General features: G+C 67.9%; 23 protein-coding genes and 1 tRNA gene. 9 read left to right on the forward strand and 15 right to left on the reverse strand.

Going from position 1 to position 23,198, the window contains the following annotated elements:
• Positions 1 to 11: 11 nt before the first annotated feature.
• From ACMYLB_RS14425 to ACMYLB_RS14460, 8 genes are all read left to right on the forward strand, one after another.
• Positions 12 to 962 carry a class II fructose-bisphosphate aldolase gene (locus ACMYLB_RS14425; protein WP_415907671.1) on the forward strand — a complete coding sequence of 317 codons (951 nt, stop codon included), beginning with the start codon at positions 12 to 14 and terminating at the stop codon, positions 960 to 962.
• Between the two features lie 219 nt (positions 963 to 1,181).
• Positions 1,182 to 2,321: a Kelch repeat-containing protein gene (locus ACMYLB_RS14430; protein ID WP_415907672.1), complete on the forward strand. Its 1,140-nt coding sequence runs from the start codon at positions 1,182 to 1,184 to the stop codon at positions 2,319 to 2,321.
• A 51-nt stretch (positions 2,322 to 2,372) separates the two neighbouring features.
• Positions 2,373 to 2,909, forward strand: coding sequence for a shikimate kinase (locus ACMYLB_RS14435; protein ID WP_415907673.1), 537 nt, complete (start codon positions 2,373 to 2,375; stop codon positions 2,907 to 2,909).
• A gap of 1 nt (position 2,910) precedes the next feature.
• Positions 2,911 to 4,098 carry an aminopeptidase gene (locus tag ACMYLB_RS14440; protein WP_415907674.1) on the forward strand — a complete coding sequence of 396 codons (1,188 nt, stop codon included), beginning with the start codon at positions 2,911 to 2,913 and terminating at the stop codon, positions 4,096 to 4,098.
• A 40-nt stretch (positions 4,099 to 4,138) separates the two neighbouring features.
• Positions 4,139 to 4,735: an RNA polymerase sigma factor gene (locus tag ACMYLB_RS14445; protein ID WP_415907675.1), complete on the forward strand. Its 597-nt coding sequence runs from the start codon at positions 4,139 to 4,141 to the stop codon at positions 4,733 to 4,735.
• Entirely contained in the window at positions 4,732 to 5,208 is a 477-nt protein-coding gene (locus ACMYLB_RS14450; RefSeq protein WP_415907676.1) for a hypothetical protein, read from the forward strand. The genes ACMYLB_RS14445 and ACMYLB_RS14450 overlap by 4 nt, the downstream gene beginning before the upstream one ends.
• A 53-nt stretch (positions 5,209 to 5,261) precedes the next feature.
• Positions 5,262 to 5,660: a hypothetical protein gene (locus ACMYLB_RS14455; RefSeq protein WP_415907677.1), complete on the forward strand. Its 399-nt coding sequence runs from the start codon at positions 5,262 to 5,264 to the stop codon at positions 5,658 to 5,660.
• A 12-nt stretch (positions 5,661 to 5,672) separates the two neighbouring features.
• Positions 5,673 to 6,182 carry an anti-sigma factor family protein gene (locus ACMYLB_RS14460; protein ID WP_415907678.1) on the forward strand — a complete coding sequence of 170 codons (510 nt, stop codon included), beginning with the start codon at positions 5,673 to 5,675 and terminating at the stop codon, positions 6,180 to 6,182.
• Between the two features lie 1,062 nt (positions 6,183 to 7,244).
• On the opposite strand, the gene menB is transcribed toward ACMYLB_RS14460, so the two are convergent.
• Positions 7,245 to 8,078, reverse strand: a complete 834-nt coding sequence (gene menB / locus ACMYLB_RS14465; protein WP_415907679.1) for a 1,4-dihydroxy-2-naphthoyl-CoA synthase — start codon at positions 8,076 to 8,078, stop codon at positions 7,245 to 7,247.
• A 143-nt stretch (positions 8,079 to 8,221) separates the two neighbouring features.
• On the opposite strand from menB, the gene ACMYLB_RS14470 reads away from it, so the two are divergent.
• Positions 8,222 to 10,102 carry a potassium transporter Kup gene (locus tag ACMYLB_RS14470; RefSeq protein WP_415907680.1) on the forward strand — a complete coding sequence of 627 codons (1,881 nt, stop codon included), beginning with the start codon at positions 8,222 to 8,224 and terminating at the stop codon, positions 10,100 to 10,102.
• A 13-nt stretch (positions 10,103 to 10,115) separates the two neighbouring features.
• Here the strand turns inward: ACMYLB_RS14470 and ACMYLB_RS14475 are convergent, their stop codons facing one another.
• The 14 genes from ACMYLB_RS14475 to secD all read right to left on the reverse strand — a co-directional run bounded on the left by ACMYLB_RS14475 (position 10,116) and on the right by secD (position 23,197).
• Positions 10,116 to 11,612 (reverse strand): putative Na+/H+ antiporter, encoded by a 1,497-nt coding sequence (locus ACMYLB_RS14475; RefSeq protein ID WP_415907681.1) that lies wholly within the window; start codon positions 11,610 to 11,612, stop codon positions 10,116 to 10,118.
• A complete protein-coding gene (locus ACMYLB_RS14480) occupies positions 11,609 to 11,764 on the reverse strand; it encodes a hypothetical protein (protein WP_415907682.1) in 156 nt (51 codons plus the stop codon). Before ACMYLB_RS14480 ends, ACMYLB_RS14475 begins: the two co-directional genes overlap by 4 nt.
• Entirely contained in the window at positions 11,761 to 12,249 is a 489-nt protein-coding gene (locus ACMYLB_RS14485; RefSeq protein WP_415907683.1) for an HAD-IB family phosphatase, read from the reverse strand. Before ACMYLB_RS14485 ends, ACMYLB_RS14480 begins: the two co-directional genes overlap by 4 nt.
• Before the next feature lie 126 nt (positions 12,250 to 12,375).
• Entirely contained in the window at positions 12,376 to 12,630 is a 255-nt protein-coding gene (locus ACMYLB_RS14490; RefSeq protein WP_415907684.1) for a type B 50S ribosomal protein L31, read from the reverse strand.
• Positions 12,631 to 12,650: 20 nt separating this feature from the next.
• On the reverse strand, positions 12,651 to 12,776 hold the full coding sequence (gene ykgO, locus ACMYLB_RS14495; protein ID WP_415907685.1) for a type B 50S ribosomal protein L36: 126 nt from the start codon (positions 12,774 to 12,776) through the stop codon (positions 12,651 to 12,653).
• A 120-nt stretch (positions 12,777 to 12,896) separates the two neighbouring features.
• Complete coding sequence (locus ACMYLB_RS14500) at positions 12,897 to 13,673, reverse strand: 3-ketoacyl-ACP reductase (RefSeq protein WP_415907686.1); 777 nt, start codon at positions 13,671 to 13,673, stop codon at positions 12,897 to 12,899.
• Positions 13,674 to 13,845: 172 nt separating this feature from the next.
• Positions 13,846 to 14,994, reverse strand: coding sequence for a Gfo/Idh/MocA family protein (locus ACMYLB_RS14505; RefSeq protein WP_415907687.1), 1,149 nt, complete (start codon positions 14,992 to 14,994; stop codon positions 13,846 to 13,848).
• A 47-nt stretch (positions 14,995 to 15,041) separates the two neighbouring features.
• Positions 15,042 to 15,875 carry a sugar phosphate isomerase/epimerase family protein gene (locus ACMYLB_RS14510; protein WP_415907688.1) on the reverse strand — a complete coding sequence of 278 codons (834 nt, stop codon included), beginning with the start codon at positions 15,873 to 15,875 and terminating at the stop codon, positions 15,042 to 15,044.
• Between the two features lie 10 nt (positions 15,876 to 15,885).
• Positions 15,886 to 17,262, reverse strand: a complete 1,377-nt coding sequence (locus ACMYLB_RS14515) for a glycosyl hydrolase (protein ID WP_415907689.1) — start codon at positions 17,260 to 17,262, stop codon at positions 15,886 to 15,888.
• A 17-nt stretch (positions 17,263 to 17,279) separates the two neighbouring features.
• Complete coding sequence (locus ACMYLB_RS14520) at positions 17,280 to 17,816, reverse strand: helix-turn-helix domain-containing protein (RefSeq protein WP_415907690.1); 537 nt, start codon at positions 17,814 to 17,816, stop codon at positions 17,280 to 17,282.
• Positions 17,817 to 17,991: 175 nt separating this feature from the next.
• Positions 17,992 to 18,068: transfer RNA gene (locus tag ACMYLB_RS14525), tRNA-Arg, on the reverse strand.
• A gap of 97 nt (positions 18,069 to 18,165) precedes the next feature.
• Positions 18,166 to 18,795: a DedA family protein gene (locus ACMYLB_RS14530; protein ID WP_415907691.1), complete on the reverse strand. Its 630-nt coding sequence runs from the start codon at positions 18,793 to 18,795 to the stop codon at positions 18,166 to 18,168.
• Positions 18,796 to 18,863: 68 nt separating this feature from the next.
• A complete protein-coding gene (recJ, locus tag ACMYLB_RS14535; RefSeq protein ID WP_415907692.1) occupies positions 18,864 to 20,576 on the reverse strand; it encodes a single-stranded-DNA-specific exonuclease RecJ in 1,713 nt (570 codons plus the stop codon).
• 80 nt (positions 20,577 to 20,656) lie between these two features.
• A complete protein-coding gene (gene secD, locus ACMYLB_RS14540; RefSeq protein WP_415907693.1) occupies positions 20,657 to 23,197 on the reverse strand; it encodes a protein translocase subunit SecD in 2,541 nt (846 codons plus the stop codon).
• Position 23,198: the final 1 nt, after the last annotated feature.

A 23,198-nucleotide genomic window follows, 5' to 3' on the forward strand; every position in this document is an offset into this window, starting at 1 on the left:
TCTCCCCCGCTATGATCGTCACCACCGCCCAGCTGTTCAAACACGCCTACGGCAAATACGCCATCGGCGCCTACAACATCAACAACGCGGAACAGGCCATGGGCCTGTTCAAAGGCTGCATCAGCTCGAAAGCGCCTTTCATCATCCAGATTTCCAAGGGCGCCCGCAAATACACCGACAAGAAGATGCTCGAGGCGATCATCCGCTCGGCGGACGAGATCTTCCCCGAGGCGATCTTCGCGGTGCACCTGGACCACGGCGACGAGGAGACCTGCTACGACTGCATCAACTCCGGCTTCTACAGCTCGGTGATGATCGACGCCTCCCATGATCCGTTCGCCAAGAACGTCGAGATCACCAAGCGCGTCGTGGAAGCCGCCCACAAGAAGGGCCTCTCCGTCGAAGCCGAGCTCGGCATGCTCGGCGGCGTCGAGGAGGACATCAAGGTCGAGGAAGGCCACGCCTGCCTCACCGACCCGGCTGAAGCCCAGGAATTCGTCAAGCAGACCGGCTGCGACTCCCTCGCCTGCGCCATCGGCACCTCGCACGGCGCCTTCAAGTTCAAGGGCAAGCAGTCGCTCCACTTCGACGTCCTGAAGAAGATCCAGGACCGCCTCCCGAACTTCCCGCTCGTCATGCACGGCAGCTCCAGCGTGCCGAAGGACGAAGTCGATCGCATCAACGCCGCCGGCGGCCAGATCAAGGACTCGATGGGCGTCGACGTGAACGAGTATCTCCCCGCCGCCAAGCTCGGCGTCACCAAGATCAACATCGACACCGACGGCCGCCTCGTCTGGACCCGCGTGCACCGCGAGTTCTTCCGCGACAAGCCCGCCGAGTTCGACTTCCGCCCGCCGGGCAAGATCTTCATCGAGGAATACGCGAAGTTCATCGCCTCACGCAACGTGCTGCTCGGCTCCGCCGGCCAGCTCGACGACCTCCGCAAGAGCCTCGGCAAGTAAGCCGCCGCCGCCCTTCCCCTTCCCGACGCCGCTCCGACCGGAGCGGCGTTTTTCTTGGGCCGGTCTCCCACCGGCAAAGTCGTGCTTCCGCCCGGGCCCGCTTTCCGCTTGGCTCCGCGTCGTGCTGCGCGCGCTCCTCCCCCGCCTCCTGCTGCTCGTGGCCGCCGCCACGGCGGGGCCGCCGAGCAGGAGCGGCCCGTCAACCTGCCGGATTTTCCCGTGCGCGCCGCGGCCACCCCGATCGTCCGGATCGACCTGCCCTTGCGCCTGCGCGTCCCCCGCTACGGCGCGGCGCTCGCGGCCGAGGGACGGTATCTCTACGTCGTCGGCGGCGCCAACACCTACGGCCAGAGCGTGCCCGAGATCGAGCGGATCGACCTCGAGCGCAACACATCCGAGATCGTGGCCCGCCTGGCGATCCCGCGGCGGAACCACCGCGTCGCGATCGTGAACGGACAACTCTACGTGCTCGGCGGCTATCGCGGCAGCCCCATCCCGTCCGGCCGCGTGTTCGAGGACTCCGTGGAAATTGTCGACCTGGCCAGCGGCACGACGAAGCGCGGCGTGCCGATGCCGGTCGCGAAGGCGAACTTCGGCTTCACCGCCATCGGCAACCGGCTCTACGTCTTCGGCGGCGCCAAGACCCGCAACGGACACATCGTCGACACCAACTCCGTCGAGATCTTCGACCTCGCCCAGCAGCGCTGGACCACCGGGCTGACGATGCCGACCGCACGCGAGTGCGCGGCCACGACCGTCACCGGCTTCGCGTTCGTCGCCGGGGGCTCGCGTTCCCGTCGCGAACTTCCGGATGTGGAGGTCTACATTCCCGCCGAGAACATCTGGCGGATCCTGCCCCCGCTGCACCGGGCGACGGCGACCACGTCCGCGGCCTTCGCGGATCACTACGTGCTGCTGTTCGGCGAATCGGCGCTGATCGCCTATGATCTGAAGACCAAGCGGTCGGAACCCTTCGCCCTGGACTATCAGGTCGCCCGCGGCTCCGCCGCGATCGCCCACCAGGGACGCATCTACGTCGTCGGCGGCCAGACGTCCGGCGAGCTCGACTTCGACGATTTCCGCGTCACCTCGCCCTCCGTCGCCCTCGGGCCGAACCCGAGTCCGGCGGAGGACTATGAGGAGTTCAACGAGGCGCGCCACGACCTGAGCCTGGCCGCCACCCACGTCCGTCCTGTCCCGGGCACCGAGCGGGCCGAACGCGCGTTTACCACCGATGACACCGCCCTGGCCACGACGGCGGACGCTTTGGATTTCTCGGGCAGCAAGGACTACGGCGCCATCGACGCCGTGCAGGTCTTCACCTTGCGGTCCGCGCTGGACGCGGGCACCGGCAAGTAAGCGCTCGTCATTCCCCTCCCCGCCAGCGAGCCTGCGCGCGCTGGCTTTTCTATGCACCTCGTCTTCCTCCACGGCGCGCCCGCCACGGGAAAATACACCGTCGGCCGCGAACTCGCCGCGCTCACGGGCTTCGAGCTCTACCACAACCACCTCGTGGTCGACGCCGTGCTCCAGCGCCACGCGTTCGGCACGCCCGGCTTCGTGGCCGAGCGCGACCACGCCTGGCGCACGCACCTCGCCGCCGCGGCCCGCCGCCCGGCCGGCGGCCTGATCTTCACCTTCAATCCCGAGAATTCCGTCCCGCAAGAGTTCATCGACTGGCTGTTTGCCGACCTGCCCGCCGCGACCGGCGCGACGCTCCTTTCGGTGGAGCTCGCCGCCACCGAGGCCGAGATCGAGGCCCGCCTCGCCAGCGCCTCGCGCCAGTCATTCCGCAAGCTCACCGACCTCGCCCTCTACCGCCAGCTGCGCGCCGCGGGCGCGTTCCGCACGCCGGTCATCCCGCGCACCGACCTGAGCCTCGACACCGCACGCCTGACCGCGACCGAGGCGGCACAGGCGGTCGCGGGGCACCTCGCCCGCGCCTGACATGCTCCCCGATTTCGAGGCCCGCCTGCGCGACTACGCCGCTGTGATCGTGCGCGTCGGCGTGAACCTGCAGCCCGGCCAGAAACTGCTCGTCACCGATCCCTACGATCAGCAAGGCGTGGCCCGCAGCGCCGAGGTGCTGGTCGACGCCGTGCGCCGCGCCGCCCTGGAAGTCGGCGATGACTTCGAGGTGGTCTGGAGCCCCAGCGCCGAGCTCCGCGCGATGGCCGAGGCCGACCAGCGCGGGGCCTTCGATCGCCTCGTGGCGCAGAACACCTCGCGGCTCACGCACCACCTGCGCCGCGGCGGCGCGTTCCTTTTCCTCACCGGCAGCCAGCCGCGCCTGATGGACGGCGTGCCCGCCGCCCACCTCGCCGCGCAACACGAGATCGCCTGGCGCCACTTCGGTCCGATCGTCCAGCAGCTCGTCCGCGGCGCCTCGCAGTGGTGCATCGCGCCCGCGCCGTCGCCGAGCTGGGCCGCGCTGACCTTCGCCGACCTGCCCAGCGAGCAGCGCCTGGCTGCCCTCTGGCGCGGCGTGTTCGACAGCGTCCGCGCCGATGGCACCGGCGACGCCGTGACCCGCTGGAACGCGCACCTGGATCGACTGGTGGCCACGGCGGAGCGGCTGAACGCCGCCCGCCACAGCACCGTGCGCCTCGTCGGGCCCGGCACGGACCTGACGCTCGGCTTGCCGGAGAAACACCACTGGTGCACGGCCGCGCAGCACACCAAGCACGCCGTGCGCCACGTCATCAACCTGCCGACCGAGGAAATCTTCACCGCGCCCGACTGCCGCCGTGCGACCGGTCGCGTCCGCGTCGCGCGCCCCGTCTGTCATGCCGGCACGGCGATCGAGGGTATCGAGCTGGAATTCCGCTCCGGGCGGGTCGTTGAGGCGGCCGCGCGCACGAACGCCGACCTGCTGCGCGAGCTGCTCGCGACCGACGGCGGCGCGGCCCGCCTCGGCGAGGTCGCCCTGCTCGCCAGCGAGCTCGGCGCGCCCGCACCGTCCTGGCCCGCGGCGCGGGCCGTGTTCCATCACCCCTTGCTCGACGAGAACGCCGCCAATCACGTCGCCTTGGGCGAGGCGTATCCGTTCTGTCACCGCGGCTGGTGGAAGCGCCCGGTCAACCGCAGCCTCGTGCACGTCGACCTCCCGCTGGACGCGCGGGCGACGCTCGGCTAGGGAACTGCCCGTCCCTGCCACCTGTCCCCTGTCCCTGCCTGTGCCGGCCCCCGACCCCAGCCCCGCCAACGACCCCGCCCTGCTCGCGCGCGCCCGCGCCGGTGACCAGGCGGCGTTCGGGGAACTGATGCGGGCGCACTACGAAGCCGTTTTCCGCACGGTGTTTGGGATATTGCGGAATGAACACGATGCGCGCGACGTCTCACAGGAGGTGTGGGTCAAGGTCTGGCGCGAGTTGCCGAATTTCCGCGGCGAGGCGAAGTTCACGACCTGGGTCCATCCCATCGCCGTGCGCAAATCGCTCGATCATCTCCGCAAGCGCCGCCGCTGGTTCGACCGGTTCCTGCCGTTCGCCAGCGCCGGCGAGGACACGCCGCCCGAGGCGGTCGTGGTGGCGGAGCCGTCGACCGACGCCACCGCGCGCGACGAAGCCGAGGGCGGCGAACGCCGCGCGCAACTGCACCGCGCCCTCGAGGCCCTGCCGCCGAAACACCGCGCGGTCCTCACGCTGCGCGAGGTGCAGGGCTTGTCCTACGAGGAAATCGCGCGTGCCACGGAACTGCCGATCGGCACCGTGATGTCCCGCCTTTACCACGCCCGCCGAATGCTCGCGCAAAAACTGAAAGCTTCCCGATGAAAACGCACCGCCTCCCGTTCACGCTCCTGCTGCTGCTCGGTCTCCTCGCGGCGCCCGCCGTCCGCGCCCTGGCGGCCGAGCGCGTGCAGTTGCACGTGTTCCTCATCACCGCGTCCAACGAGCGCGGCGGCAAAAGCGACCCCCGCCTGGCGCAATACGAGCCGACCCTCCGCCGCATCATGCGCTTCGAGTCGTTCGAGTATCAGGGCAGCGACCGCGGCGACATCGGCCCCGGCGAGCGCACCACGCTGATGGTCGGCCAGGGCCATGAACTGATGATCGAGGCTGGCAAGAATCCCTATCAGCTGCGGGTCCGCTGGGCCGCCAACATCGGCGAGCGCACGCTCATGAACACCGGCGTCACGCTCCGCCCCGGCGTCCCCGCCGTGCTCGGCGGCCCCCCACCGGCCGCACGCCGGGCGAGGTTTACGCCGTGTTCATCGTCGCCCAATAGCCCGGCCGCGGATTTTTGAATAAACCGCCGCCGCGCCGCGTCCCAAGAGCGAACCCAACACGGAGACACCTCATGAAAACCCAATTCGCCGCTCTCGCCCTTGCGCTCGCGACCCTCTTTGCCCTCGCCACCCCGAAGACCGCCCAGGCCAACGACACCGGCGCCGTCCTCGGCGGCTTTCTCGGCGGGGTGATCGTCGGCTCTGTCCTCGCCGACCAGCATCACGGCCCCGATGCCGTGATCGTCCAGACCGGCTATCACCGCGGCCCCGACCGCTGCGACGAACCGGCGGGCTACTGGCGCCAGATCCACACCCGCGTCTGGGTGCCCGGCTTCTGGACGATGGAGCGCGACCACTGGGGCCGTCCCTATCGCCGCTACGTCGAAGGCCACTACGAGATTCGCACCGAGCGCGTGTGGGTCGCCTACAACGACTACGGCCGCTATGACCGTCGCGACCGCCGCTGGTAAACCCGCTTCCCGATGAACTGCCGCAGCGTCCAAACTTGGCTGCTCTCCGATCGCGACGGCGTGCTGACTCCCGCTCAGCACGCCGAACTGGCGACCCATCTGGCCGCCTGCGCCGATTGCCGGCAGCTGCGCGCCGACGTCGAGGCTGCCCTTGACGCCGTGCGGGCCGATGCGAAAGCCGTGCGGCTGCCCGACATCGACGCCGAGTGGCGCGCTGTGCAGGCGCGGATCAACACCGCCGCCCCGGCATCCGCGCCGCGCACGACGAAGCGCCGTCTCGCGCCCGTGGTGTGGTTCGGCACCCCGCTCGCCGCCGCCGCGGCGGTCGCGCTCGCTCTGTTCGTCGGCCGTCCGGTGCCGCCTGCCGCCCCGTCGACCGTGGGTGCCACGGAGGCCACGGCCCAGGCCGACTACGTCGAAGTCGCCGATCCCAACGCCACGCCGATCGTCTACACCGACAAGGAAAGCGGCTGGCTCGTCGTCTGGGCCGAGAGCGCAGACACGACGCACGCCTCGGGCTGATCGCCGCTCTTCCGATCGCGCGTTGCGTAAGGTGGGGGGCGCTTGTCCCCCAGCGCCCGGCGTCCGGGGCCGCAAAGCCGAGGGTCGTTGAAGGCAGCGGATGCCGGCGACTGCGGTCGACGGAACAGGCCACAGGTCCGAGAGCGCGGCGGCTCTTTGGCCGATTCGATTTCATGCGCAGGAGATCCCTGCTGTTTTCGTGCCTTGGGTGTGTTTCGTGGGCGCCAACCCGTTCGAGGGCGGTTGGGACAACCGCCCCTACCCTCCGAACGCACGCGTCGCGAACAGGGGCTCCCGAATTGCGCGGCGTTCGGGCTTTGTTTTTTACGGCCCTCCGGCGCCCGTTGGACCGAGCTTGACCGCTGAATCAGGCACTTGCGCAATTGCTTGAGTGCACTGGGTCATTGCTTCTCGCGAGAGGGTCATTGCTTCACTCGCCGAGCTCATTGTTTTACACGCCGACCCGATTGTTTTACACGCCAAGGCGATTGTTTACACGGACGACCCGATTGCTTGAACCGCCGAGCTCATTGTTTGAGCCGCCAACTCAATTGTTTTGTTTCCCAACTCAATTGTTTTGTCGTCCGACTCTATTGTTTCGGCGGACAAGTCCATTGTTGCGCCGGACGACGTCGTTGTTTGAGGAGCTGAGGCGGTTGCTTGGCGGGACGGGCTCGTTGCGACGGGAGCCGACTTGGTTGCGGCGAGGAACGAGGCGGTGGCTCCGGTCGCTGAGTCGATTGTTCCGGTCGCGGAGCTCGTTGCGGCGAAAGTCGAGGTCGTGGCTCGGGCGCTCAGCCTCGCTCGCGGGCGGTTGAGGGCTACCGAGCGCAGCGACATCAGACACCGCCCCCACCGGGGTGCGTGTTTCGTCGGTAGGGGCGCTTGTCCCCAAGCGCCCTTCCCTCGCAGCGCGGGCGGCTTCGCTCGCCGCACGGGCGTCGATGCCGAGAGCCGTCGGCGGCTAACGCGCGCGGCGCCACCGCACACCCGCCCGGCTTCCGCCTCGCGTGCTGCGGGGATATTCGATGACGGAGCCGGCGGCGGGCGGCCCGCCTTGCTTCACGGCAACCAGGGAAACTGGTCCGCCTTCGGCTTCCGCTTCTCCTTTTGCGCCGTCATGAACTCCTTCGCCTCCTCGGTCATGTAGTAGAGCATGGTGGCGTTGCCCGCGAGCTCCTGCACGCCGCTCTGGCCGTCGAGTTCGGCGTTGAAGGCCGACTTCAGGCAGCGGATCGCGAGCGGGCTGCGCTGGAGGATGTCCTTCGCCCACGCCACGCCCTCCTGCTCGAGCTCGGCGACCGGCACGACCTTGTTGACCAGGCCCATCGTGAGCGCCTCCTGCGCGTTGTATTGGCGGCAGAGGAACCAGATCTCGCGCGCCTTCTTCTGGCCGACCATGCGCGCGAGGTAGCTCGAGCCGAAGCCGCCGTCGAAGCTGCCCATCTTCGGGCCGACCTGGCCGAAGATGCCGTTGTCGGCCGCGATGGTGAGGTCGCACATCACGTGGAGCACGTGGCCGCCGCCGATCGCGTAGCCGGCGACGAGGGCGATCACGACCTTGGGCATCGAGCGGATGAGTTTCTGCACCTCGAGAATGTTCAGGCGCGGCACGCCCTTGGCGTCGATGTAGCCGCCGTGGCCGCGGACCGACTGGTCGCCGCCGGCGCAGAAAGCGTATTTGCCGTCCTTGGCCGGACCGGCCCCGGTCAGGAGCACGACGCCGATCTTCTGGTCCTCGCGCGCGTCGAGCAGCGCCTCGTGCAGCTCGAACACGGTCTGCGGACGGAACGCGTTGCGCTTCTCGGGCCGGTTGATCGTGATCTTCGCGATGCCATCGGCCTTCTGGTAGAGAATGTCCTCGTAGTTCTTGACGGTTTTCCAGGCGGGGATCATGGGGCAACGGTCGGCGAAAAGAGCTGAGCTGCAAACGTTTTTGCGCGCCCGGCTGGATTTCGCGCTGGAGCGTCAAGCGGTATTTGCCCCCGGCGGAAAACGGCTGGCGAGCCCCGCCGGGTTCCCCAACAGTCGGCCGTTCAATGCAAGCAGAAGGGAAAGATCACTCGGCTGCAGCGGGTGCGGGACTGACGCTCGGCGCGCTGGGCGTGGTGTTCGGCGACATCGGCACCAGCCCGCTTTACGCGCTGCGCGAGTGCCTGAACTACCTGCCGCCGGTCGACCGCGCGGAGGGCGTGCTGGGCGCGCTCTCGCTGGTGTTCTGGTCGATGGTGCTCGTGGTCATCGTGAAGTATCTGGTGTTCGTCACGCGCGCGGACAACCGCGGCGAGGGCGGCATCTTCGCCCTGCTCGCCCTCGGGCACGGACAGCGCGCCCGCAGCAAGATGGGGGTGATGACCGTCCTGATCCTGGTCGGCGCCGCCCTGCTCTACGGCGACGGCATCATCACGCCGGCGATCTCCGTCATGGGCGCGGTGGAGGGCATCAACACCTTCACGCCCGGCTTCGCCGGCTGGGTGCCGTTCCTCTCGGCGCTGATCCTGGCGGGGCTGTTTGCCGTGCAATTCCACGGCACGAAGAGCATCGGGCGGATCTTCGGCCCGGCGATGCTGCTGTGGTTCGTGGTGCTCGGGCTGCTCGGCCTCTGGCACATCATCGACAACCCGCGGGTCTTCGCCGCCCTCGACCCGCGCCTCGGCATCCGCCTCCTGCTCGCGCACCCGGCGGAATCGGCGGGGCTGCTCGGCGCCGTCGTGCTCGCCATCACCGGCGCGGAGGCCCTTTACGCCGACATGGGCCACTTCGGCCGCAAGCACATCGCCCGGGCCTGGTATTTCTGCGCGTTCCCCGGGCTGGTGCTGAACTACTTCGGCCAAGGCGCCCGGGCCCTCGCCCACCCCGACGACACGACGCACACGTTCTTCGCCCTCGTCCCCGAGGGCACGCCGCGCCTCGCGCTCACGCTGCTCTCGATCGTGGCCGCCATCATCGCCAGCCAGGCGATGATCTCGGGCGTGTTCTCCCTCACGCGCCAGGCGATCCAGCTCGGCTATTTCCCGCGCCTGACGATCAACTACACCAACCCCGACCAATCCGGCCAGATCTACCTCCCGCTCGTGAACGGCCTGCTCGCCGCCGGCTCGATCTACGTCGTGCTGGCGTTCCGCTCCAGCGAGCGCCTCGCCGCCGCTTATGGCATCGCGGTCACGGGCACGATGGTCGTCACCACCCTGGCATTCTACGCCGTGCTGCGCGGCAACTGGAAGTGGCCCGTCTGGCAGGCGGGCCTGCTGTGCGCGTTCTTCCTCGCGATCGACGTGCCGCTCTTCGCCTCGAATCTCCACAAGTTCGCCGACGGCGGCTGGTTCCCGGTGCTCATCGCCGGCGGCGTCATCGCGATCATGCACACCTGGAAGACCGGCAAGGACGAGATCTTCCGCCGCATCTACGCCAACGGCGTGACGGAAGACGAACTCCGCTCGATCGCCAAGAGCGACCACATCACCCGCGTGCGCGGCGCCGGCGTCTTCATGGCCGGCAATCCCACCGGCACGCCGCTCGTGTTGCTGCACCACCTCAAGGCCAACAAGGTGCTGCACGAGACCGTCGTGCTGCTCAGCGTGGTCACCGAGGAGGTGCCGCAGGTGCCGGACAACGAGCGCCTCACTGTCTCGGAGATCGGCCACGGCGTCTGGCGCGCCATCGGCCGCTACGGCTATATGGAGTCGCCCGACGTCTCGCGGCTGATGCAGCAGGTCAAGGCCTGCGGCGTGCCGATCAAGCTCAACGAGGCCACCTACTACTTCAACCGCGAGATGATCATCACCGGCGGCGAATCGCGAATGTGGCACTGGGAAAAGCGTCTCTACTCGCTGCTCAGCCGCAACGCCCGCCAGGCCCGCGACTACTACCGCCTGCCGCCGATGCAGATCATCGAGGTCGGCATGCCGATCCAGCTCTGACGCCCGCCGGCGCTCAGAGCACCATGAACGAGAACGCCACGATCAGCGTCGGCACCAGCGCGCCCAGAAAGAGGCCGAGCGGCGACACGCCGTCCGGGAAATAGCGCTGCAAGATCGACTGGCCCGCGGGATTCGGGGCGTTGGCAATCACGGTCAGGCCGCCGCCCGTGACCGCGCCGGAGACGACCGCGAACTTCAACTGCTCGGTGAAGCCGGGCACCAGCGTCGCGAGATAGGTGATGAGCGCGTTGTCGTTGAAGGCCGTCAGGATCGTCGCCCCGGCGAACAGCGGCAGCTCGCCGAGGCTGCCGAGCACCGGCTGGATCCACCACGCCTGCAGGCCGCCGTGCACCACGAGGCCAGCGAGGAAGAAGCCGACCAGCAGCGGCCCGCGGAGATCGAGCCGGCTCTGGTGGTGCGCCGTCGCCTGGGCGAAGGCGAGGTAGAACAGGAAGCCGCCGATGAACAGGGCCGGGTGATGCGCCATCCACACCGTGAAGCCGAGGAACAGCAGGTGCACGAGCGTCACCCAGGCCGGGACCGCCTCGCCGTCCGCACCGGCGTCCGCGGCGGGTTGGAGGGCGAGCAACTCGCGCCGGAAGGCGACGAAGTAGACGGCGTTCGAGAGCAGGATGCCGGTGACCGCGTGCCAGCCGAAATGCGTGAACATGTAGGCCATGTCCCAGCCCCACGCCGCCGCCACCATCAGGACCGGCGGGGCGGCGAAATGCGTCAGCGTGCCGCCGATCGAGACATTGACGAAGAGCAGGCCGATGGTGGCGTATTTCAGGCGCCCGCTCGGGTTGAGGGCGTAGAACTGCTTCCCGAGCAGCAGCGCCGCGATGGTCATCGCTGCCGGCTCCGTGATGAACGAGCCGAGCAGCGGGGCGATGGTCAGGATCGACAGCCACCAGGCCGCCGGGCGCCCGCCGCCGAGCCGCGCGACCGCGCGCATGCTCTGCTCGGCCAGGCGCAGCACCGGCCGGGTGGAGGCCAGCGTCATGATGATCACGACGAAGAGCGCCTCGGTGTAGTTCACCGTGCTGCTCAGGTAATGGATGCCGGTGTCGAGCCCCTTGAACCACACGATCGCGCCGAGCAGGACCACGACCCAGAAGCCGAAGATCGCCTCCACCTCGCCGAGGAAGTGCAGCATCTGGCCCCAGAAACTGACCTCGTCCGGCTGCCCGTCGTCGTTGCGGTCTGCGCGCGCGGTGGCGCGCTGCAATCGCGCGGCGTGTCGCTCCTCGATCACGTGCGCCCAGTGCCGGATCCGGGCGCTCGCGAAGGTGTGCAGCACGGCGAGCACGAAGATCGCGGTCGCCACCAGGTTGAACGGCTCCGCCGCCGCGCGGGCCTTCACCACCGCCCACGCCGTGGCGCCGGGCATCGTGGCGTAGGTCTCGAGGGCGCGGGGAAAAGCCTCCGCCGGGGCGGCGCCAGCCGCCCAAAGTGAACCGGCCGCGACCAAGGCGGCGAGGAATCCGAGTCGAAGCAGTCGGGCGATCACGCGAGCAGGGGCAGGATTTCGTCGAGGCGGTAGGCGAAGCGGTGCGCGCCGGCCTTCACGGCGGCACGCTCGGCATAGCGCCCAAAACCCACGAAAACGTCAACGTCATCGCGCATCTCGAGATCGCTCGCCCCGTCGCCCACGGCGATCACGCGCGTCGGCCGCAACTCCGCGCGCAGCCGGCGCACCACCTCGGGCTTGCCCCCTTGCGCGAGGCCGGGTGCGGCGTGAAACCCGCGTAGTGCCCCGCCCCGTCGAACTGCAGCTCCACCGCCTCGATGCGCGCGATGCCGAGGAAATCCGCCAGCGGGCGGATCGCCTGCACGAAACCGCCGCTGACGATCACCGGCGTCCAGCCGGCGGCCTTGGCCGCGCTCACGGTGGCGGCGGCGGTCGGCTCGATCTCGCGGAGGTAAAGCTCCGCGATGCGCGCGACGTCGGCTTGCGCCGGCCGGATGATCTCGAGGCGCCGGCCGAAGATCTGCTCGAGCGGGATGCGACCCTCCATGGCGTCGCGGGTCATCTGCTCGCTCTGGCGAAAGCACTCCGCACCGCGCAGCCGGGCGAATTCGTCGACGCCCTCGATGGCGCTGAGGGTGGAATCGCAGTCGAAGCAGAGGAGTTTCACGTCAGGCACGCCGTCGACCAAAACACCGGGCGCGGACCGAGCCCACACTTTTCCGTGTCCCACGCCCGGCCGATGCCGGCCAAAGAAAAAGCCCTCCGCATCGGGAGGGCTTCGGGAAAGTCGCTTCGCGCGCGCTTATTTCTTGGCGGCGCCGCGCTTGAACTTCGAGGTGAACTTCTCGACGCGGCCGGCGGTGTCGACGAGGCGCTTCTCGCCGGTGTAGGCGGGATGCGAGTCCATCGTGACGTCGCGGACGATGACGAAGTATTCCTTGCCGTCGATGGTCTCGGTGCGGGCGGACTTCATCGTCGACTTGGTGAGGAAACGCTTGCCCGTGCCGATATCGAGGAAGCAAACGTTGTTCAAAGCAGGATGGCCTTGGGCTTTCATGGCGGGAAAAATCGGTTTAATCAGCCCTGGCGCGCCTTGTAGCGCGGGTCGGTCTTGTTGATGACGTAGATCCGGCCTTTGCGGCGGACGACTTGGCAGTCCGGGTGACGCGTCTTCGCGGATTTGATGGAGGAAACGACTTTCATAAAAGCGATAGAAGAAGAGAGTCGCGCGAGGGGGTGTCAAAGGAAATCTCCCGGGGGCCGCCACTTGCCCGGCGGCACGGGCCAATCGCCTCCCAAACCCCTGCGCGCCGAGGGCTTTGGCTAGAGCCGCGGGATCGTCAGGCCGCCGTCGACGAGGATCACCTGCCCCGTCGAATACGGGAAGTCGCCGCGCGCGAGCGCGGCCACGGCGCGGCCGACGTCGTCCGGAAAGCCCCAGCGCGGCTGCACGAAGGCGCCGCCGGCGATGAGCTTGTCGTATTTCTCGGTCACCGCCGCGGTCATGTCGGTCTTGATGACCCCCGGACGCACCTCGTAGGACGGGATGCCGTCCGCGCCCAGGCGGGCGGCGAAGAGCTCGTTGAGCATGGCGAGGCCGGCCTTGGCGATGCAGTATTCGCCGCGGTTGATGCTCGCCATCGTCGCCGACACGGAGCTGACGGTCACGATCGCGGCGAAGAACGCGGCGTCGGCCTTCCGGGCCGCGACCATGTCGCGCGCGACGGCCTGCGTGAGGAAGAACACGCCGCGGAGGTTGGTGTTCATCACGTAGTCGTAGCTCTCCTCGGTGGTCTCGAGCAGGTCGGCGCGGACCTTCGGCGCCACGCCGGCGTTGTTGACGAGGAGGTTGAGCGCACGACCGCCGGTGAACTCGCGGCAGACGGCGAGAATGGCGGCGCGGCCTTCGGCCGAGCCGACGTCGCCGCGCGCGTAGGCGACGCGGACGCCGTGCCGCGCGAGCGCCGCGAGCGGTTCCGCAACCTGGTCCTCGGAACGAACGCCGTTGACGACGAGGTCCCATTTTTCCGCCGCGAGTTTCTCGGCGATGCCGAAACCGATGCCGCGCGAGCCGCCGGTGACGAGTGCTATTTTAGACATGGGAGAGAGGAATTGGGGAAACCACGAGACACACGAATTACACGAAAAGAGACCCAGTAGGAATTTGGCCCACGGAATACACGGACCACACGGAAGAAGTGTCGGGCGGCGTGGGAAAGCCGGAAGATCGGATCGGTTTCCGTGTGTTCAGTGTGTTCCGTGGGCCGTTTAGTTACTTCAGCGGAGTGACGTCGACCCAGCGGCGCTCGGCCCAAGACTTCAGGGCGAGTTCGGCGAGCTGGACGCCCTTGGCGCCTTCGAAGAGATTCCACTGGAACGGCGAACCGGTGACGACGTGCTTGAGGAAGAGTTCCCACTCGACCTTGAACGCGTTGTCGTAAACGCCCTGGTCGGGCACGCGCATCCAGCCGTCGCGATACTTGATCGGGCTGTCGATGTCGGGATTCCAGACGCAGCGCGGCGTGGCGGCGATGGACTGGGCCTTGCAGTCGCGCAGGCCGGCGACGGCAGTGCCGTGCGTGCCGTCGACGTGGAGCGTGAGCAGGTCGTCGCGGTCAACGCGGGTCGTCCACGAGGAGTTGAAGTGGCAGATGACGCCGTTGGTGAGCTCGAACGTCGCGTAGGCGGCGTCGTCGGCGGTGCACTTGTAGGGCTTGCCGGCCTCGTCCCAGCGCTGCGGGATGTGCGTGGCGCCGAGGCAGGTGAGGCTCTTGATGTCGCCGAAGAGATTCTGGATCACATACTGCCAGTGGCAGACCATGTCGACGATGATGCCGCCGTCGTCCTCCTTGCGGTAATTCCACGACGGGCGCTGGAGCTTCTCGTGTTCGCCGGTGAAGACCCAGTAGCCGAACTCGCCGCGCACGGAGAGAATCTTGCCGAAGAAGCCCTGGTCCATGAGCCACTTCAGCTTCACGAGGCCGGGCAGCCAGAGCTTGTCCTGCACGACGCCGTTCTTGAGGCCGGCGGCGGCGACCTCCTTGGCGAGCGCGAGCGCCTCGGCGGACGTCGTCGCGGTGGGCTTCTCGCAGTAAATGTGTTTCTTCGCCGCGATGGCCTTGCGGACGCCGACCGGACGCTGGCCGGTGAGCGTGGCGTCGAAGTAGATCTGGTTCGCGGGATTCGCGAGCTCGGCATCGAGATTGGTGGAGATGCGCTTCACGCCGGTGCGGGCGGCGAGGGCGCGGAGCTTTTCCTCGCTGCGGCCGACGAGGACCGGATCGGGCATGATGACTTCGGAGTCGGAGAGCTTCACGCCGCCCTGGTCGATGATCGCCTTGATCGAGCGGATCAGGTGCTGGTTGGTGCCCATGCGTCCCGTGACGCCGTTCATGATGATGCCGAGGGTGTGGGTTTTCATTAAGTTGAGAGCTGAGGGTTGAGAGTTGAGAGAGGGCAAGCTGGGGTTCAGACGTGGTCGCGGTAGGCTTGGACGATCTTGGCGAGATACTCGTCCTGATCGGTGGCCCAGAGGCGCGTGGAGAAAACTTCGACTTCGTTGAAGCCGCGGTAACCAGTCGCCTCGACCCACGCGCGGATCTGGCGGAGCGGGATGCAGCCCTCGCCCATGAGGCCGCGGTCGTTGAGCAGGTCGACGGTCGGCGTGCGCCAGTCGCAGACGTGGTAGGCGAAGAGCGCACCGAGTTTCCCGCAGCGGGCGATCTCGCGCTCGAGCGCCGGGTCCCACCAGAGATGATAAACGTCCGCGGCAACGCCGACGAAGGGCGAGCGCAGTTGCTCGACCATGTCGTTGGCCTGGCCGAGCGTGTTCACGGCGGAGCGGTCGCCGGCATACATCGGGTGCAGCGGCTCGATGGCGAGCTTCACGCCGGCGGCCTGGCAATCGGGCAGCAGCGCCGCGATGCCGTCGACGATCTGTCGCCGCGACTCGACGAGCGACTGGCCGGGCACGGCGCCGCACACGAGCACGATGAGCGGCGCGCCGAGCGCGTGCGCCTCGGCGATGGCGCGGCGGTTGTCGTCGAGGGCCTTCGCGCGGCCCTCGGCGGTGAGCGCGGGGAAAAAGCCGCCGCGGCAGAGCGAGACGATGCTGAGATCGTGATCGCGGAGGAGCCGGCCGGTTTGAGCGATGTCGCGTCCGGCGAGAGCGTCGCGCCAGACGGTGATGCCTTTCACGCCCGCGGCCGCGAACTTAGCGGCAGCGGCCTCGATCGGCCACGGTTTCGTGGTGATGGTGTGGACGCAAAGGCGCGAGAGGTCGGGGAGCGGCGCGGCATTCATGACGGGTCGCTCAGGCCACGCAGCCGAAGAAGGTGTAGTCGGGCTTGGCCTCGATCACACGCTGGAGGTAGAGCGCCGCCTCGCGGAGATGATAGTCGCCCCACATGCAGGCTTCGCCGCACGGAACCTTCCGGCCCGGCGGGATGTAGTCCCAGCCGTTCGGGCGGTGGTAGACGGTGTGCAGGAGCAGGCCCTGGTGCGCCGGATCGGTGCCGAGGTAGGCATCGCTCAGCAGCGTGCGCATCGTGGTGAGGCCGGCCTGCCAGTAGGATTTGCCGTCGCCATTCTCGCCCAGGTAGCGCCCGAGGCGGAGCAGACCCTGCGCGCCGATCGCGGCGGCGGAGGAGTCGACGGGCTCGAAGTCGTTGAAGGGGTCGGCCGGGCGCGAGCGCCAGTCGCCGAGGCGGTGCAGGTGCGGCGCGCCGCCGTCCCAATACGGGATGCCGTCGCTGGCGGTGTGGGCGATGAACCAGTCGCAGGTGGCCTTGGCGCCCTTGAGGAGCACGGCCTCCCACTTGGCGCGGCCGCCGAGCGGCGCGAGTTCGGCATCGCTGAGCGTCTTCAGGAACTCGAGTTCCTCGGCAAAGCCGACCATCGCCCAGGCGAGGCCGCGCGTCCACGTGGTGAAGCCGGAGAAGCCCTGCTGCGAATTCGGGCAGCGGAAGCGGCCGTCGTTGCGGTTGAAGACCGCCTCGTGCGTCGTGCGGCCGCGCTCGGCCGGCACATCGTAGCTGTCGCGGCCCTCGCCGTAGTAGATGGAGAATTTCGCCGTGGCGTCGATGTGCTGCAGGCCGCGCTCGAGCAGCGAGTGCGCGGCGTCGTTCTCGCCCATCAGGCGGTGGCCGAGCCGGTGCGCGACCATGAGGATGCGCACGGAGCGGATCGTATCGACGAAGAGCGAGTGCGGGCCGTTGAACGAGTAGATGTAGCCGCCGCCGCCGAAGATCGGCGACCAGCGCGCGGCCTGCACGGCGCCGGAGGCTTTCAGCGCCAGCGCGCAGAAGTCGACGTGCGTGGCGGGGAGCTTGCCCTCGCGCTGGAGGCGCAGCCAGTTGCCGTAGGTGGAGAGGTTGTTGAAACCGTGGTCGTGCACGCCGACGTGCGAGACATGCGAGGCCATGCGGTCGACCGTGAGCTTCTGCGCAGCGTCGGCGAAGCGCTGCTCCCCGGTGGCGTCGAACTGGAGGAAGGCCGAACCGTAGTTGAAGCCCTCGGTCCACTCCGTCCAGCCGCGCGCGGTGTATTGGCCGGCGACGGTGAAGACGGGCGAGCCCTTCGCGGGATCGTAGCGGGTGAAGATCGAGTCGATTTTCTGGCCGGAGAGCGGCCAGAAACGCGCGAGGGCGGCGGTGAGGTCGGCGGGGCGGAGCTGGGCGTCGATGCGCATGGGGTGAAAGCGGCGGGTCAGTAGCGTTTGTCTTTGCGGAGGTGGAGAATGACGAACTGCGAGTCGGCCAACGCCTCGTAGGTGTGCTGCTGGATGGCGTCGAACTGGATGCTCTCGCCCGCGGCAAGGATGCACTCCTCGTGCGGCAGCGTGAGGCGCAGCTTGCCCTCGGTCACCCAGCACACCTCGGTGTCGTCGTGGTGGATCTCCGGACGGTTCACCTTCGCACCGGCCGGCGCGCTGCCGAGGTGGGCGACGACATTGGCGTATTTGATCTGGCGGAATTTGAAGTCGCCCGACCGGTAAACCTTCTCGGCGGTGCGGTGCGCGAGCTGCGACTCGGCCATCGCCATCAGATCCGTCGCGCTCAAGCCGAACGCGCGCGCCAGCCGGTAGAGCGTCTCGAGCTCCGCCGACTGCTGGTTGCGTTCCAGCTTCGAGATCACCGCCACCGACACCCCGGACGCCTCGGAGAGCTGCGCCAGCGTCAGCTCCCGCTGCTCGCGCAACGTGCGCAGCACCGAGAAATCGAACTGGGGTGACGGGGTAGCCATTTTTCGCCTGCGATAAATTAAAGGCCAATTATAGATGTCAACGAAAACCATCCGGGCCGAGTGATCCCCTCGCAAGGCGGTGTCTCGTCACGCTCCCCCACCCGACCGGCAGCGACGCTGGGCGGCCCGGAAAACAATTCGCCCCGGTCAACTTGCGTCGACCGGGGCGGGAGAGTGGCGCAGCCGTAGGGAGTCGAACCCCAAACCTTCTGATCCGTAGTCAGATGCTCTATCCAATTGAGCTACGGCTGCGTAACAGAGCGGCGAACTAAGCGAACTTCGCCGGGTGGCGGCAAGCAGAATTTTTCTCCGACCGTGCATTTGCCGGCGCACCCCGGCAAGCTGCGCCTCAGTCGCGCAGGTCGGATCGGCGGCGCAGGCGCAGGTAGATTCCGACGCCGACAATCGCGATGATGCCACCGGTCACGCCGAGCGAATACCAATGCGAACGCGCCAGGACGCGCTCGAGGCCTTCGAGGTCGTCGTGGAAATTCGCCCAGAGCCAATGCCCCAGCCAGACGAAGGCCGGCACGCTGACCAGCGCGGCGAGGCCGTCGAAGAGGAGGAATTTCCAATAGCGCACCTTCAGCGAGCCGGCGGTGAAGAACACGGGCGCGCGCAGCCCGGGCAGGAAGCGCGCGACGAAGAGCACCATCGAGCCGAAGCGGTGGAAGTGCGCCTCGACGCGCTCCTGCTTCGCCGGCGACAGGTAGCGCTGGAACCAACGCGTCGCGAGCAGCCGTTGCCCGAGGTAGCGGCCGGTGAGGAAGATCGTCGAGTCGCCGATCATCACGCCACCATACATCACGCCGCTCACCTGCAGCCAGGAACGCCCGTCGATCTCCCCCAGCGCACCGGCCGAGATCAGCACGACGTCCTCCGGCAAGGGCAGGCCGAGGCCGCACAGGATCAACACGCCGAACGGCCCCCAGAGGGCCAGCGGCGAACCCTGAAAATACTTCAGCAGCGTTTCAAACATGCCCGGTGCGCCTCAACAAGTCCGTCCCCCATCGCCGTGACAAGCGCGGTTTCGCGCGCGGTCCGGCTTCATGCGACACGCCAGTCGAGCAGCTCGAGCTGCAGGGATTTGCGACCGGCGTAGAAATTCCAGTTGAGCTGCACCGCCAGCTCGAGCGGCTGGCCGGCGGGCGGGAGGCGATCGGCCAGCTTCCAGGCGACGCCGCTCAGGCGCCGCCCGCGGACGTCCTCGGCGGTGAAGCGAAAGTGCTGCTCCTTGAAGATCTCCGGACGCGACCGCAGCCGGAGGCCGCGCACGCCGAAGATCGGCTCGGGGTTGCCCTGCCCGAACGGATGCAGCTGGTCGAGCTCGTCCATCAGCTTCTCGGTTACCTGCTGGCCGTCGAGCCAGCCGGAGAGCTCGATCACCGGCTCGCAGGCGTCGAGGCCGCGGCGCGCGCGGATGACGTCGTTGAACTGCGCGCGAAACTCCTCGATCCGCGCCTTGCGCAGCGCGACGCCGACGGCCATCGGATGCCCGCCCCAGCTCTCGAGCATGCCCTGGCAGCCGCCGAGCAATTCGACGAGATTGACGCCGCTGACGCCGCGACCCGAGCCCTTGGCGAGGTCGCCCTCGTTGCCGAGGACGATGGCGGGGCGGTTGAACTTGCGCGAGATGCGGCCGGCCACGATGCCGACGACGCCGGGGTGCCAGGATTCGTCGTAGAGCACGAAGCCGCACGCCTCGGCGAACTGCTTCTCGACGTAGGTTTCCGCCTGCTCGGTGATCTGGCGCTCGATCTCCTGCCGCTCCTTGTTGAGGTCGTCGAGCTGCTGCGCGGCGGTGCGGCAGAACGCGGGATCCTGGCTGAGCAGGAGGTCGACCGAAAGCGAGGCGTCGGCCAGGCGGCCGCTGGCGTTGATGCGCGGGCCGAGGCGGAACGAGATGTCGACCGGCGCGAGGCCGTTCTCCGGCTTGAGCCCCGCCACGTTCATCAGCGCGCGCAGCCCCGGCCGCTGCGTGGCCGCGAGCACGTGCAGGCCGTGCTTGGCGAAAATGCGGTTCTCGCCCGCGAGCGGAACGAGGTCGGCGATCGTGCCCATGGCGACGAGATCGAGGTAGTCGCGCAGGCGGATGTCCATCACGCCGGGGTAATTCTGGGCGCGCAGCTGCTTGAGCAGGCCGTGCAGGAGCTTGAAAACGAGGCCGACGGTGCAGCAGTGGCGCCACGAGTGGTCGTCGGTGACGTTGTGCACGTGCGGGTTGATCAGCAGCGCGTCGAAGGTCGGCGTCTCCTTGGAGCGGTGGTGGTCGACCACGATCACGTCGACGCCGAGCGAGCGCAGGTGCGTGACCTCGTCGTGCGAGTTGGTGCCGCAGTCGAGCGCGACGAACAGGTCGGGCTTCGCGACCTCGAGCGCGCGGTCGATGGCGACGCGGGTGAGGCCGTAGCCCTCCTCGAGGCGGCGCGGCACGACGTAGCGCGGCTGCAGACCGAGGCGGCGCAGCACGTCGACGAGCAGCGTGGTGCTGCTGACGCCGTCGACGTCGTAGTCGCCGAGCACGATGACGTTCTCGCGGCGCTCGAGCGCCCGGATCAGGCGCGCGACGGCGGCGTCGAGATGGGCGACGAGAAACGGATCGGCGAGCGTCGCGAGGGTCGGTTGGAGGAACCGCGTCGCGGGCTCCGGCTCCACATGGCCGATGCGCATGAGCAGCTCGGCCACGATCTCGTTCGTGCCGAGCTGGCGCGCGAGTTCAGCCACGCGTTCCGCGTGGACCGGCGTATAATTCCAGCGCATGGCCTGATGGGCGCACGCCGCCTCGGCCGACTCCGCGCTTGCGGAAACCAGCTGAGGCGGACGCGGCGCGCCCGGTCAGCTTATTCCGAAGCGCGGGAAGAGCCGGCCCACTCGTATTTGGGCGCGATGTCGTGGTGGGCCTCGACGTGTTTGCGGTCACCCTTGTGCCACCAGTAGAAGACCTGGGCGGCGATGAAGATGGCCGAGAACGTCGAGGTGACGATGCCGACGAGGAAGGTGAAGGCGATGTCGTGCAGCTGGCCGCCGCCGAAGGTGAACAGCGCGAGCGCGGCGAGGAAGGTGGTCGTCGCCGTCATGATCGTGCGGGCGAAGACCTTCGTGATCGCGTGGTTGATGACGTCGCGGAGGTTGCCGGTCGGGTTGAGCTTCAGCTCCTCGCGGATACGGTCGAAGACGACGACCGTCTCGTTGATGGAGTAGCCCGCGACGCACAGGATCGCCGCCACCATGGGCGCGGAGAACTTGTGGCCGAAGAGCACGAAGATGCCGATGTTCATCAGGATGTCGTGCAGGGTCGACGCCATGGCGCCGATGCCGAAGCCGAACTCGAAGCGGAAGGCGATGTAGAGGAGGATGACGAGCATCGACACGCCGACGGAGAGGATGGCGTTCCACTTGATCTCCTTGCCGATGGTCGCGCCGATCTGGCTGCCGCCCTGCTTGACGAGGCCGGCGTTGGGATAGGCCTTCTGGAGGGCGGAGAGGAGCTGGTCGGACTTGCCGTAGGCGGTCTCGAACTTGAGCTGTTCCTTGCCGCTGCCGAGGTCGCTGGCGTAGGTGATGTTCACCTCGCCCACCCCGCTCTGCTCGGCGACGCGGCGGATGGCGGCGGCGTCGATCTTGGTGGTGAAGTTGGCGGTGATCTGGTCGCCGCCGGCGAAGTCGATGCCGTAGATGCGGTCGCCCTGGTAGACGACGTAGGCGATGCTCACGAGCACGAGGGCGACGGAGCCGATGGCGGCGGGCTTGCCGTATTTGACGAAGTCGACCTTCAGGTCGCCGAGCATGCGGCGCATGGTGATCTTCTGCAGGCCGGCATCGACGAGCATCTCCATCAGCATGTGGCCGGTGATGAGCACGGAGAAGAGCGTCGAGATCACGCCGATGAGGAGGGTGAAGCCGAAGCCCTTGATCGGGCCCGTGCCGAGCCAGATCATGATCGCGCAGATGATGAGCTGCACGAAGTGGGCGTCGAGGATGGTGGTGAGCGCCTTCTCGAAGCCGGCCTGGTTGGAGTTGTTGAGCGACTTGCCCAGCGCGAGCTCCTCGCGCATGCGCTCGAAGATCAGGATGTTCGCGTCGACCGCCATGCCGATGGTGAGCACGATGCCGGCGAGGCCGGGCATCGTCATCGTCACGCCGATGCTGGCCATGACGCCGAGGATGATGGCGATGTTCACCGCCAGGGAGAGGACGGCGACGATGCCGCCGGTGGCGTAGAAGGTGACCATGAACGCGCAGACGGCGACGGTGCCGATGAGCGAGGCGCGCACGCCGCTCGAGACGGCGTCGGTGGCGAGCGAGGGGCCGACTTCGTTCTGCTCCTTGACCGCGAGCGGGAGGTCGAGCGGGTTGTTGAGCACGCTGGCGAGGTCGATGGCCTCGCGCTGGGAGAATGAGCCGGAGATTTCCGCGCTGTCGCTGTTGATCTGCTCGCGGACGGTCGGCGCCGAGTAGAGCTTGCCGTCGAGCACGATGGCGAGGCGGCCGAGGCGGCCGGCGCGCTGGCCCTCGTCGGCGATGGCCTTGGTGACCTGGGCGAACTGCTCCTTACCCTCCTTGGTGAAGCGGAGGATGATCTTGAAGCGACCGAACTCGTCCATGACCGGGTAGGAATCGGCGACGCCGGAGCCGGTCATCTCGGGGATGCGCTTGACGTAGAGTTCCTCGGTGTAGGTCTCGCCGTTGCGGCCCTCGTTCTCGAGGGTCAGCGGCTCGTAACCCGGCGGCACTTCCTGCGGCGGGGCCGCGTAGGGGTGCACCATGCGGAAGTCGAGGCGCGCCGGCTTCTTGAGGCTGTTCATCACCTCGGGGTTGTCCTTCGTCGTGACGCCGGCGAGCTGGACCTCGATGCGGGTGTCGCCGACGGGGCGGATGATGGGCTCGGCGACGCCGAGGCTGTTCACGCGGGCGCCGATGATCTCGATCGCCTTCTCGAGCTTTTCCTTGCGGGTGCTCTCGTTGAACTTCGCGGCGACCTGCTCGTCGACTTCGAGGGTGAAGGCGACGCCGCCCTTGAGGTCGAGGCCGAGCTGGAGGCGGCCCTTGGAGCGGCGGAGCAGCTCGTCGAGGAGGATGTTGTTGCGCTTCTCGATGTTCTTGAGGTTCGCCTCGAGGCGGACCTGCGGGAAGTATTGCGAGAGGTCGATCTTCTCCTCGCGGGCGATCTGCTTGAGCGCGACGAAGACGCTGGGGGCTTGGCCGGCCTGCACGCGCTCGGCGACTTTCGTCATGAGCTTGTTGAAGTCGGCTTGTTTCGCCTCGGCCTCGCTGCGGACGAATTGACCGAAATCGCGGTCCTTCAGCGGGAGCATCGAGGATACTGCCCACGCGAGGATCGCGGCGGACAGGATCAGTTTCCAGAGATTACGACTGAGCATG

This window comes from Oleiharenicola sp. Vm1, from assembly GCF_047777955.1.
Lineage (GTDB): Bacteria > Verrucomicrobiota > Verrucomicrobiia > Opitutales > Opitutaceae > Didemnitutus.